This window comes from Legionella donaldsonii, from assembly GCF_900452385.1.
In the GTDB taxonomy this organism is placed as follows: Bacteria; Pseudomonadota; Gammaproteobacteria; order Legionellales; family Legionellaceae; genus Tatlockia; species Tatlockia donaldsonii.
In genome coordinates this window covers 449,128-461,339 of sequence record NZ_UGOA01000001.1, presented here as the reverse complement: position 1 = coordinate 461,339, position 12,212 = coordinate 449,128, and the positions used below count along the sequence as shown (strand labels likewise).

Sequence of the window (12,212 nt, the reverse complement as noted above, 5' to 3'; positions counted from 1 at the left end):
TCTTTAAAAAGGGCAATAGACACGTTTGTATCCTCACCCCGAAATAGGCAAAACTTGCGCAAAAAGAATAAATAATATACACTCAAGCTACCTACCTAAACTAGAGGTTAACTATGAAAGGGATAGCATTGATACCGATAGTAGTCAGTCTAACTGGTTGTGGTTGTATGGATATGGCTGGAAGCGATTATACTGTTTCACCCGTTGTAGCCACCCCCTGTTGCGGAAATGTAAGAACTGCTGTTGTTGACAGTACTTGCTGTAAAACAGTCGTGGTTGCCAGACCTGTTGTTACCAAACGTTGTTGCCCAACCTGTTACGATGCTACTTGTTACTAATAGTTAAAGGTAATCCGGGTTAGGGGCTCACCTGATCCGGACGCCAATACCTCAATACAGACTCTATAGAGACCGTTGACTCTAAGCGCCCTTGTTATTGCAATCCAAGTCTGAAGAATACTTATCCGTACAAAGACTATAATAAGAGTATCAATACACAATTAACTTTTTCATTTAAAGAACATTTGTGCTTTTTAATATGCAATTTGTCAATTTTTAAAACTGTATATATACTATGTATGTCAACACTTATGCAAGGATGCTAATAAATGAAAACAATCATCTTTTTAGTAGCAATCGTCGGTTCTACTGCCCTGGTTTCAGGTTGTGGTCTCTTTTGTCCATCATGCCCAGCCTACACGAGCACTAAATAATAAGGAAATGTCATGAAAACAATAGTATTTTTAGTAGCAATCGTTGGCTCTACTGCCCTGGTTTCAGGTTGTGGTCTCTTTTGCCCATCATGCCCAGCCTACACGAGCACCAAATAATAAGGAAATGTCATGAAAACAATACTATTTTTAGTAGCAATCGTTGGCTCTACTGCCCTCGTTTCAGGTTGTGGTCTCTTTTGCCCAGCATGCCCAGCCTACACGAGCACCAAATAATAAGGAAATGTCATGAAAACAATAGTATTTTTAGTAGCAATCGTTGGCTCTACTGCCCTGGTTTCAGGTTGTGGTCTCTTTTGTCCATCATGCCCAGCCTACACGAGCACTAAATAATAAGGAAATGTCATGAAAACAATACTATTTTTAGTAGCAATCGTTGGCTCTACTGCCCTCGTTTCAGGTTGTGGTCTCTTTTGCCCATCATGCCCAGCCTATACCAGCACTAAATAAGTACCCTTTAGCAACTGTTTTGAATTTCCATTTCAAGACAGTTGCTACACCTATCCAGTGTATTATCGTATCTTGTTCAAAATTGCATGCTTTACATTAGCAATTGCGCACCGAATTTTTTGTTCAGCGCGAGGTCTATAGAGGGGATTCAGAAAAGAATTAATATTTAAATAAGGTTCGCCTGCCGGTGATTGCTCGGAAAAAAAATAATTGAATACACAACAGCGGGGGGCATCACATAAGACTTTATTAACAGAGTGCCAAGAAATGCGATTGGTTTCCATCACAACCAGACGATTAAAAAAACAGGGAACAACAATACGATTTTTAAGTGATTGATCCCATAATTCGTAATTGCCGCCATTTTCTTCCTTCCAATTCGGTGAAACATAGAGAAGTAAATTAACAGTGCGATAGAATTTTTTATCGATATCATGCGAATTATCTAAATGAGGATTGATGTAATATCCCTTGAGTAACATACTGATACCACCCGCAAATCGCGAGGGATCGGGTATTTGGTTTTTGATCCCTGTAATCGCTTCAATTTCAGCAACCACTCGTGGGTTTTGAATCGCCTTGTTTATATCCTGTATCAGACTGGATGTATCCTTTAGATGACTATACCGTAGCTTTAATTCCCCACGATGACTTAATACATGCATGTCCTTGGGTTTAGGAAAGTTAGCATAGATTTCCTCTGCGATTTCCTTAGGAAGAAGATTATCCAGAGCGAAATGGCGTGCAACTTTTACAGGATGCTCAAAGGAAAATTGTTTTTTCAAATCGTCCCTGGCCTCACTTAACCTTTTTACGATCAAGTCAGTTAGCTGCTCCGGTAATTCAGTGTTCATATTGATAACCTTCTAAAATTTATCACTAGTCCAATGACACTTTGTTCTAAGATAACATCAATGTTATTGATCTAATTATAACAATGCCTGGCTTTGAAAAAGCAAGGCTCGTGTAATTCGGTTTTTAATAACCTGACACCGTTAGACCATTAAAAACGCGCCCAGGCCATTCTCTCCGACTCGTTAAGTCTCATTCCTTTCAGGTATCGATTTCAGACAATATTTCGCTGTATTATTCTCATCTAAAATGCGAAAATAAAAATCAAGGAATCCATTTAAATTACAAAATGCATAAATCAATGATTAATTGAGGAAAAAATATGAGCAGTTTGCGTATATCGATTGACCAACAACCGGCAATTCACTTAAACGAGCCAATTCAAAACATTTCCAGAGAAACAACGGAACTTGATTTGAGTGATAATGAACTCGGACTCAAGAGTACAGAAGAAATTGAGCAAATTTTATCATCCATACCGGAGTGGATTACTTCATTAAATTTATCTTCCAATCAACTTTCTAAAAAAAGCGTCGAGGACTTGGTAAAAATTTTAGCTAAAATTCCTGGTACGGTGAGACAGCTTTATTTAGATGCAAACTCACTGGGTGAATTGGAACAGGGCGGTCTCCAACAGGTTTTTGCCGGAGTGCCACCAACGTTGGATTTCCTCTCATTGGTTGGAAATCCCTTTCTTCAAGACGGAGAAGAATTAGCCCAGGCTTTTGCAACCTTAGGCCCTAATCTCTCGACTCTCGATTTGTATTTCACCGAATTATCTGGATTATCATTAGAAACCTTAAAGCAGTTAAACAACTCGCTACCTTACTTGAAAACCGTCTTTTTAGATTATGATGAGATGGTGGCCATGGGTCCCCAAAAGGTGAGACTCTTGCATGATAGTTTTCCGAATATTGAAAGTATCAACATTATTGGCAGCCCTTCGGATACCACCAATTTGTTTGTAAAAACCAATTTACTTAGAACATTAGGATTCAATATTCCACCCCCTTCACTCGTTAATCTAAGCGCTTTTTTTGTAAAACGTTCTTTTGGCATGGCTGACCTCGACTGCCTTCCCCAGGAGTTACAGACAAGGGTTAATGCCATTGGTGGTTAACGTGTTGCTTCAACCCAGGGATGGGTAACGTCCTTTATCTATTCCTCAATGGAATCAAGCCAAGACAATTTTTCTCTGTATTATTTAAATTCTAAATGAAACAATTGCAACCAAAAAGAGCAGTTAATATCTTTGTTGCATGAATATAATCAGAGGAATTTATAATGAGCGGTCTTCCAACTTTAAAACTAAACGATTCAAAAGTTAATTTGGCAAAATCAATAAAAACCCTTAGCACAGACACTACGCGACTTGATTTGAGCGAAAATTACCTGGGGCTCAAAAACATTGACAAAGTAACTCAGGTATTAAAAACCATTCCACCATGGGTAACTACACTTAGCTTGGCGAGCAACCATCTTAATTATCGCAATGGCGACCATTTAATCGAAATATTGTCATCCATTCCCAAAACGATAACTACCCTGGATTTAAGCTACAATCTTCTGGATATACTACCAGGCAACGTTTTAAAAAGGGCTTTCGCGGCTATACCAGACGGTCTAAGTGAGCTCATCCTGAGTCGACAATCTTTTGGGCTAAGCGAAGCTGACGAACTGGCTGAAGCCTTCACCGGCCTTTCTCCCAACATAATAACGATGGATTTAACGGAAACCCTGTTAGGTGGCTTATCTTTAAAAAGCTTAATTAAGTTAAAAAACTCCTTACCTCATTTGCGCAAAATTTATTTATCTTATGATGAAGTATCAAGCATTTCAGAACAAAAGTTAGCGGCCTTGTTTGATATTTTCCCGAACGTTGCCCGTGAGAATATTATTTTTATTAAGGAGGGCGTCGCATTAAACGACAGCAACGATCTCAATTTGGTCCTGGCTAACTTCCTTCGCAAACAAGAGATTAAATCAGTGGTACCCTCACTCCTGAATCAGTGTGCGTTCTTTATAAATAGAGACACTCCGAATCATGAGTTAGCTTCTCTTCCGACAGAATTACAGGAAAAGGTTAATTCATTTTAATTCGTCTTATTTTGCAACTTTTAAAAATCATGAAAACAGCCTGAATGAGTGCCAGGCTGTTTTCTATTACTTGACAATAACCCCTCCTGTCATCCAAACCCTAACAAGGTAGGAATAATGCACTTATAGTTATAAGTAGCTGGCTTCGTATAGATATAGCTAAATTTTGCACCCGGAGGGATATGGCCTGAATTAAAGGCGCCATCTAAATGTTAACTAAATGGTTTTTCTTACCCTTATTAACCCCTGTTAATGGCTCAATTCTAAATAAAAGTACCTTCACTTATTAATCAAGGTACTTCTCAGCATTTTGGGAGGATATTAACCTTTTCCTGCAATTCTACCGGAAGAGAAGCTAACTCATGATTCGGAGCGTCTCTATTTATAAAGAACACACACTGATTTACAAGCGACGGTACGTTTACTTTGAACCCCAGTTTTTTAAGCGAATTGGCTCTTCCGATCACATCGAGAGCAGCTGTTTCCGCAGTACCGTCAAGCACAATAATCTCTTCAGCGTTGGGAAAAGCCTCATTTAAAATTCTCACTTTTTCCGGCCCCATCGTCACCATCTCATCATACTCTAAATAGATGATTTGCACGTAAGGTAACGAATTTTTTAATAGCTTTAAGTGCTCTGTTGAGAGCCTGGCCAGCGCTGTGAAGTAAAGATCCAGCGTTAAGAGGTTTGGTCCGAGACATGCAAAGGCTTGAGCTAACTCCATACCGTCTTGGGGAAAAGTATTCCCAACTAATGAGAGCGAAGAGACTGTATGGGGTAGCGCTGCAAGAATCCTCGCTAGAGCGCCTTTTTCTAGCTCGTCAAAAAAATTTCCACCAAAGTCCAGATGTCTTACAGTCTTGGGAATAGCCGATAAAATTTGAATGATTTCATCGATGCTCTTCTCACCAAAACCATTACAAGACAAATTGAGTGACGTTATCCTATCAGGAATGGCCGCTAAAACCTGAATAATTTCTTCTGTGCTTTTGGATCCGAGTTTGTTTTCAGCCAAATCAAGCTCAGTTATACCCGCACCAAGATTTCTGATTGGTTCGATTAAATCAATTGCCGGTTGTTCTGCAAGCAATATCTGTTGTTTATTCATCAGGGGACTTCCTCTAATAATTAGCACAAAAGATCATTTATTAATCTTATTGATTAAGATTATTACTTTTTATTTAATTTATATAAAGAGAAAGATTTTCTGAATGGAACTCCTAAAAGGAATTCATTATTAATACAACGAGCATTAATGCGGTAATCAAAGGCGATGAAGAAATAAAAATTGATACCCAAAAAGCTTAATGAACAAGCCCCAAGGTTTCAAAATCACGGGTAATATAATCTGCCTTCAGTAACTCTGCTTCCTGATAGGAAGTGAGTAGAGCAACGACAGACATTCCAGCTTCTTTTGCGGCCATAATGCCGTGCGGTGAGTCTTCAATCACCAGACATTGATTAGGAAGTAGTCCTAATTTTTGCGCGGTGAGTAAATAGCCCTCAGGCGAGGGTTTTCCATAGCGGACCTCATCAGCTGTCACGATGGTATTGAAATGAGACACCTGAATGTCAGGCTCTAGTTTTTTCAGTACGGTTAAAATTTCTTTTTGGGCTGCGCCACTACAAATGGCAAGTTTTTTTGCTGCGTTAACAGCTTGTTTGATGTATTGAGCCACACCGTTAATAACCGGCAATGCCTTTTTATCACGAATGATAGACGTAAAATAATTTTGTTTTTTATCGATCATTTGATCGATTTTATCCAATGGCAGATTCAATCTTTTACTAGCCAATAATTGCGGAAATAATGTTTTGTCAGCTAAACCTAAATAACTTTTTTTAAATTCTTCGTAATCAAGATTAAAGCCAATATCTTTTAGTACATAGTTACAAGCTTCGTAGTGAATCGGCTCGCTATCCAAAATGACACCATCAAAATCAAAAATAATTGCGTTAAACAGACGGTAATTTAGCTTCATAGGAGCAGAGCAATTTAGCTTTTTATGAGAGGAATTCGATTATCCAGAAATTTTTAACCATCGACAAGACTTTCATTCCATTTAGGAATCAGGGGAAGATAATTTTTCGTTTTTTTAAATTTTTTGATTGTTATCAAATGATCCCTTTTAATTCAAGGATCTAGAAATGACTTTTCTTGGTTTTAGCATCTATGAGACTGAGGGCATTATCCAAATAAAACTTACCTCCATACAACCAGCAGATTCGTTGCCTGCCAATGGGGCACCACGGGCTAAAAGCTACTTTTTCAACAATGACTATATAGGTATGGCTCTGAACTTTCATCCACACTTCCAGGACTTAAGCGATACCCTCAAAACGATTATTGGGGACAATAGACAAGAATATAAATTCCATGCCTGTGTGGGTGGTATTCATAATGAATTTTCTATGGAGACTCGTTGTTGTGAGTTACCCAAAGATCGAATCCTGGCTCTTGCCCTGTTGGATTTTATAAATACCTTTACCAAGTTTACCAAAGATGATTTTACCTATCTTACCAACTATGACTATTTTGCTGTCGATCATAAGAGGCTGGAAGACAACTTTGTTGTAGACAAGGAGACAGGGCAAACTAGACTACCAAGCCCCCTCCACGATTATTTTCATGGCCAGTTCACGAATAAGCGGGATGTATTTCAAGCAATCCTTAAAGCGATCTTAACCTTCCGTAATATCGCAGATTATCAAGAGACTATGTCAATAGTAACTATGTTACTTAGGAATCCGGCTGATGAATTAGGGGAACCTCTAAGTAAAACCCTTTGTCTTCTTGGCTTTATAAAACAGCTTATTCAAAATGATCGCCAAATAGAGTTGGCCAGAATTATTCCTATACTCAATGAAATAACCAAAGGGGATCTCATGGCAATTGGGGAAGGGGCAATGATAAGAGGACGTGATTTTATGGAATCTGATGCACGTCTCTTCACTGAGCAAGCAACCTTTTTCTTAAGAGGGGATGGCAAGATAGGACTCTTTGGAATCAGTAATAATCCTATTTATCAGGTACGGTATGCGCCGGGCAGAATGCAAGAGAGATTTTTTGAACACGATATGAGGGAGTTGGCAGCGATTTTAAGGTTAGACTACGACGCTGAGAGTGATTTCCAAAAGAAGATTATTTTTACAGACGAGAGTTCTACACGTTTAAAACACATGGGGCTACATTTAAATTTAAATTATGTTAAACAGCTTCTATTTCAGAAAAATCGTCTTCGTTTCTTTATGTCTGAAATAGCGGATCTTGCACAACCCTGTTTACCTCCAGAACTAAGAAAACATATAGCCGAGCAAATTGACAAAGCGGAGTTAGTTCAGACAATAGCAGAAGCCGATCCCCCCGCTGAGAACGTAGAGCATGGCGCGCCTGCAATAGAACGCCCATCAGTAAGCATCTAATTCCAGTATTGAGGAATAGCCAGTTGGGTTTCACAACCCAACTGTCCTTGAGCGATTGACCCCAGGTATTATTAGACTTCTTCGGAAACTCACGCTATTTAATCTCACAAGAAACAGGCCCATTATCCAGTTGCAGTTGGTTACCACCATAATCGGTCATAAATTGGCCTTCATAGCGTTTTTTGTTGGTATGGGCTTGCGCAGAAAGAAAGAGCCTCATTCGCGAAGCATCATCCTGATCGACTGCCACCAGAATTAAATTCTTATCTCTCAGACTAAACAGTATCGTCTTCACCGCATAAGGAAAATCAATCTTAGGCAAATCTCCTGCTTTGCTCGGTACTACAAAGGCGATGGGATCTTTTAAACCCTGCAACACACAACGCACTGATTTCTGTGCCGCATTTGCCACGATCATTGGGCTAAAAAATAACAGTATACCGATGCAGATTTTGTTCATCCGATTGTCCTTTTCAATGAATTGATACGGTTTATACCCTTCCCATGCAGCTAAACAAATCGGCTATGAATAAGCCCTATCCTCATTAATAAAAATTTCAGCCGTTGACTAGCTTGTCACTGCTAAATAGATTAACTTAATTTATCAGCATGAGAAATGAGAATCGGATGATTACAGCCTACCTGGATCACGGTGCCCTGCAAGTTCATGAAATCACTGAAAATAATCTTCCTTTACTGAACGATGCCATTTGGCTTGATTTACTTCATCCTTCAAAGGAAGAAGAACTACTCATTGAAAAATTCTTAAATTTAAATATTCCCACTCGTGAAGAAATGCTTGAAATTGAACTATCCAGCCGACTCTATAAAACCAAAGAAGCCCTGTTTATGACCGCGTTAATGATTGCACGCTCAGCCTCTCCGGATCCCAAACATGACGCGGTAACTTTTGTGCTGACCAAGCAACAGCTGATTACTATACGATATATCGAACCGCTGGCTTTTAAATTATTTATAGCAAAGGTACAAAAAATTGATATTAACTTCCATCAACCAGCTAACCTGCTCATCGAACTAATTGAATCGGCAGTCGATAGACTGGCCGATATGCTGGAAACTGTTGGCCACCGTTTGGAAGAAGCCTCCAATACCATTTTTCGCCAACAGCAAACCCCAACTGCTGAAAAACCGGATTATCAACAACTCATTCAACTCATTGGTGCCAATGCGGATCTAAACACCAAAGCGCGTGAATGTCTGGTTACCTTTAATCGCTTGATTACTTTCTTTGGCCAGTCAGCCGGTACTCAAATCGATAGTGAAGGGCAAATCAGGCTAGGTACTTTAGCCAAAGATGTTGGTGCACTAAGCGACCACGCTAATTTTATTTCTAGTAAAGTCAATTTTCTTCTTGATGCAACGCTGGGAATGATTAATATCGAACAGAACGCCATCATTAAAATATTTTCCGTAGCGGCTGTTATTTTCCTGCCACCCACCTTGATCGCCAGTATTTATGGTATGAATTTCCATTTCATGCCGGAATTAAACTTCAAATGGGGTTATCTCGTAGCGCTTGGTCTCATGATTTTATCAGCTCTGATACCTTTTAAGTATTTTAAACGCAAGAAATGGCTGTAAGCATACAAAAAGTAAAATTTAAAACCAAAAACACCTAATTTAATACAGTCTTAATAATTCTTTTTTAAAATGACGCAAACTAGTTAGTCATAGTAGACGTCATGCCAACAGATAGCTTTAATTCAGAAAATGCGAATAATATCCGACTCCGCGGGATTGCATTAAAAGATAATTGTCGTCCGGAGAGAAAACGCCAAAGAGCATTACAAGCCAACTATGAAGAATCCAGTTACCTTCCCGAGGTATTATTAAAACTTGCGGCAGAATTACACACGAATAAGACAGGGATTTTTGCATTCGCTGATGGAATAATGCCTGATGGTAAATATCTTTATGTACGAACCCTGTCAGGCGCTCTCTTTGCTGCCAAAGAAAAGGATACTGCACATCACTCCTATCTAAGTAATGGCAAAAAAGTCACTTCAGCAGGTTATTTGGTCTTTGAAAAAGGGAAATTGTGTTTAGTCAGCAATGAAAGCGGCCATTATAGACCCACTAAGGAAGAAATGCTGGAGGATCTTCACTATTACTATAACCTGTCAAAAAACGAACATTTAGTTTATGAAGATCATACAAGCGTTCTTACTGAAAACTGTATTAAAGAGTTCTCTGTTAAAGCAATTGTAGAGAGACAAACCTTTGATGACTTACTGCCTCTGGCTATTATTGTTAAAGACTCGCGTTATAACAAGGCATTAAAAAAGGCTGCGCAAGTGCCTGTTACCGTAGCTCCCCCTCCAGTGCCAGTGCCGTCTGTCTCTGTTTCTACCTCTGCCTCGAAGCCCAGTAAACCGAATAAAGCCGTAGCCACTTCACATTACCTGCCTGATCGTTTTTTTCTTCTTGATCCATTAGAGTACGAAGAGGACAAAAAACATCTAAAAGATCCCGAATTTCCTGGTTATGATGCTAATGAAAAATTATTTGTATAGCCCCCCATATTCTTTCCTTGGCTTGTCAATAATTAAGTTTAGATGCTATAAAGACGAGTCAATTGCCAAGGAGAGCCCAGATGAGATTCTCTTTTATTCTCTTAAATCTCATTGTGTTAAGTCTTACAGGCTGTGAACGAATTGCCTTAATGACTACTCCACAAAAGCACGCTACTCCATCGCATAGCGAACTGGCTAAGAAAGCAGAACTTTTTTTTTGGGATACCTTGCATCAAGGACGCTATGACGATCTAAACAAAGCAGATTACTTATTGATGGCCGCTTATCTTCAAAATCCGAATGATCCCAAGCTTGCTGCCCATATAGGCTTTACCCATATCTGGAAGATCACGGAACGGCAACGCCTACCCCAGGAATCACCTAAAATTGCCAATGAAATTGTCTTGGCAAAAAAATATTTTTCTGATGCCTTTATTCTTGATCCGCACAATGCTGTCTTCGAAGGTTTCCTGGGGGATGCTCAATTAATTGAAGGCAAAATTTTTCATGATAAGCGCGAAGAAGTGCGCGGTTATTTTACCTTGCAGCGCGCGATAGCTAATTGGCCGGAATTTAATTATTTTACCGCAGGCTATCCAATGAGTACTTTAGCGCCGCAATCCGATTCTTTTAAAGAGGGCTTGGAATGGCAATGGCGTACTCTCGATTTGTGTGCAGAAAAGAAAGTCGACCGCAAAAATCCTGATTACAAATCCTATATGGCTCGTGAAACGCAGCAAGGTAAAGCGCGCGCTTGCTGGAATTCATGGGTTGCCCCTCATAATTTTGAAGGATTTTTTATGAATATGGGCGATATGTTAGTGAAAGCCGGCGATTGGCAAACCGGTATCAAAATCTATCAAAACGCCAAACTTGCCAAAAATTATTCATCCTGGCCCTATCGCCAAATGCTGGAAAAAAGAATTTTGAACGCGAAGGCTAATGTTGCCAATTTTCAGAAAGACCATTCTGATCCAGACAAAGCAATCCTGTTTAACTCTGGCTATGGTTGCGTAGCCTGCCATCAACGCTGAGTAACCCGAAGAAGCAAAAGGCTGATACCATTTATTCCTGAGGCTCTTCCTTCGTTTCTTTAGGACTCTTGCGTTTAAAACCCAAAGCACGTAGACGCTCATCAATCGAAGGATGAGTAGAGAAAGCATTACTAAATGATTTCACCGGATCAATACTGGAAGGATCAAACAGGTAAGAAGCATGCCGCACCTGTTCATGCGGTGTTTGCCCATATTGACCGCTATATTGCTCAGCGTGCTGTTGATGATCTTGGGTTATTTTCAGCAGTGCACGCGCCATGGGTTCATTATCACGCATTAATTCAACGGATCCGGCATCTGCCATATATTCACGTGTACGGCTTACAAAGAGCGCTAAAACCACTGTAATGATAGGCAGGATATACCGTAGTAAAGTGATAACCAATACCAGGCGGTTATCTTCACGTCGATCACGCCGATAAATCACGCTGTAAAATAAAATATCAATTACAATCAACAGAATATTACTTAGCACTGCAACCATCAGTGTCAACTTGATGTCATGATGGCGAATATGACTTAATTCATGTGCCATAACGGCCTGTAATTCCGCACGATCCAATTTTTCCATTAAACCGCGAGTAATAGCGACCATGGCTGATTTTTCACTGTAACCACTGGCAAAGGCATTCATGTAGTCTGCTTCAATGAGATAAACCTTGGGCATATACCGCAGGCCTGCTGCAACCTTCATTTCCTCAACCACGTTATAAAGTTGTTTTTCCTGTAACGTTTGGGCAAGGTTCTCGTTAATCTCGCGTGAATCAGTACCGAGTAACATAATGCGATCATAGAGCGTATAGGTAACCAATAAGGAGATAGCTGCAAAAGCTATCATTAATATCGTTGCATAAGGCATGACACGCCAGGTGACCAGAGCATAGATACACTGCTGCAAAGTTGCCTGGGGATAGAGCGACTGCACAATAACCACATCCGCAAACATACCGACGCCCGCATAAACAGCAAGGAAAATCATAATTACCCAGAAAGTCCTGCGTTCATTACGGCGCAATTGCTCGCGCCAATTGCCTACGGATGCATGATAATCAGAAAGAGCCATAAATTAC

The 12,212-nt window shown here is 39.8% G+C and carries 12 protein-coding genes; 7 read left to right on the top strand and 5 right to left on the bottom strand.

What is annotated here, in order from left to right; genetic code table 11:
* The first annotated feature begins 113 nt into the window (after positions 1-113).
* Positions 114-338 (top strand): hypothetical protein, encoded by a 225-nt coding sequence (locus tag DYC89_RS16385; protein ID WP_131753200.1) that lies wholly within the window; start codon positions 114-116, stop codon positions 336-338.
* A 904-nt stretch (positions 339-1,242) separates the two neighbouring features.
* Here DYC89_RS16385 and DYC89_RS02200 read toward each other — a convergent pair.
* On the bottom strand, positions 1,243-2,034 hold the full coding sequence (locus DYC89_RS02200; RefSeq protein ID WP_115220298.1) for a 2OG-Fe(II) oxygenase: 792 nt from the start codon (positions 2,032-2,034) through the stop codon (positions 1,243-1,245).
* Between the two features lie 320 nt (positions 2,035-2,354).
* Between DYC89_RS02200 and DYC89_RS02195 the strand changes: the two genes are divergently transcribed.
* Together DYC89_RS02195 and DYC89_RS02190 are read left to right on the top strand one after the other, a co-directional pair.
* Positions 2,355-3,152: a hypothetical protein gene (locus DYC89_RS02195; protein WP_115220297.1), complete on the top strand. Its 798-nt coding sequence runs from the start codon at positions 2,355-2,357 to the stop codon at positions 3,150-3,152.
* 164 nt (positions 3,153-3,316) lie between these two features.
* Positions 3,317-4,129 carry a hypothetical protein gene (locus DYC89_RS02190; protein ID WP_115220296.1) on the top strand — a complete coding sequence of 271 codons (813 nt, stop codon included), beginning with the start codon at positions 3,317-3,319 and terminating at the stop codon, positions 4,127-4,129.
* A gap of 302 nt (positions 4,130-4,431) precedes the next feature.
* Here the strand turns inward: DYC89_RS02190 and DYC89_RS02185 are convergent, their stop codons facing one another.
* Together DYC89_RS02185 and DYC89_RS02180 are read right to left on the bottom strand one after the other, a co-directional pair.
* Positions 4,432-5,238 (bottom strand): hypothetical protein, encoded by an 807-nt coding sequence (locus DYC89_RS02185; protein WP_115220295.1) that lies wholly within the window; start codon positions 5,236-5,238, stop codon positions 4,432-4,434.
* Positions 5,239-5,434: 196 nt separating this feature from the next.
* On the bottom strand, positions 5,435-6,112 hold the full coding sequence (locus DYC89_RS02180; RefSeq protein ID WP_245953932.1) for an HAD family hydrolase: 678 nt from the start codon (positions 6,110-6,112) through the stop codon (positions 5,435-5,437).
* Between the two features lie 166 nt (positions 6,113-6,278).
* Here DYC89_RS02180 and DYC89_RS02175 point away from each other — a divergent pair, with 166 nt between their 5' ends.
* Positions 6,279-7,553, top strand: coding sequence for a hypothetical protein (locus DYC89_RS02175; protein WP_115220294.1), 1,275 nt, complete (start codon positions 6,279-6,281; stop codon positions 7,551-7,553).
* A 94-nt stretch (positions 7,554-7,647) separates the two neighbouring features.
* On the opposite strand, the gene DYC89_RS02170 is transcribed toward DYC89_RS02175, so the two are convergent.
* A complete protein-coding gene (locus DYC89_RS02170; protein WP_115220293.1) occupies positions 7,648-8,013 on the bottom strand; it encodes a hypothetical protein in 366 nt (121 codons plus the stop codon).
* 167 nt (positions 8,014-8,180) lie between these two features.
* Here DYC89_RS02170 and corA point away from each other — a divergent pair, with 167 nt between their 5' ends.
* From corA to DYC89_RS02155, 3 genes are all read left to right on the top strand, one after another.
* The gene (corA, locus tag DYC89_RS02165; RefSeq protein ID WP_115220292.1) at positions 8,181-9,155 is read left to right on the top strand and encodes a magnesium/cobalt transporter CorA; all 975 of its coding nucleotides are present in this window, start codon (positions 8,181-8,183) and stop codon (positions 9,153-9,155) included.
* 101 nt (positions 9,156-9,256) lie between these two features.
* On the top strand, positions 9,257-10,087 hold the full coding sequence (locus DYC89_RS02160; RefSeq protein ID WP_115220291.1) for a hypothetical protein: 831 nt from the start codon (positions 9,257-9,259) through the stop codon (positions 10,085-10,087).
* 80 nt (positions 10,088-10,167) lie between these two features.
* Positions 10,168-11,121: a hypothetical protein gene (locus tag DYC89_RS02155; RefSeq protein WP_115220290.1), complete on the top strand. Its 954-nt coding sequence runs from the start codon at positions 10,168-10,170 to the stop codon at positions 11,119-11,121.
* Positions 11,122-11,152: 31 nt separating this feature from the next.
* Here DYC89_RS02155 and htpX read toward each other — a convergent pair whose 3' ends face one another.
* Complete coding sequence (gene htpX / locus DYC89_RS02150; protein ID WP_058446877.1) at positions 11,153-12,205, bottom strand: zinc metalloprotease HtpX; 1,053 nt, start codon at positions 12,203-12,205, stop codon at positions 11,153-11,155.
* Between the last annotated feature and the right edge of the window lie 7 nt (positions 12,206-12,212).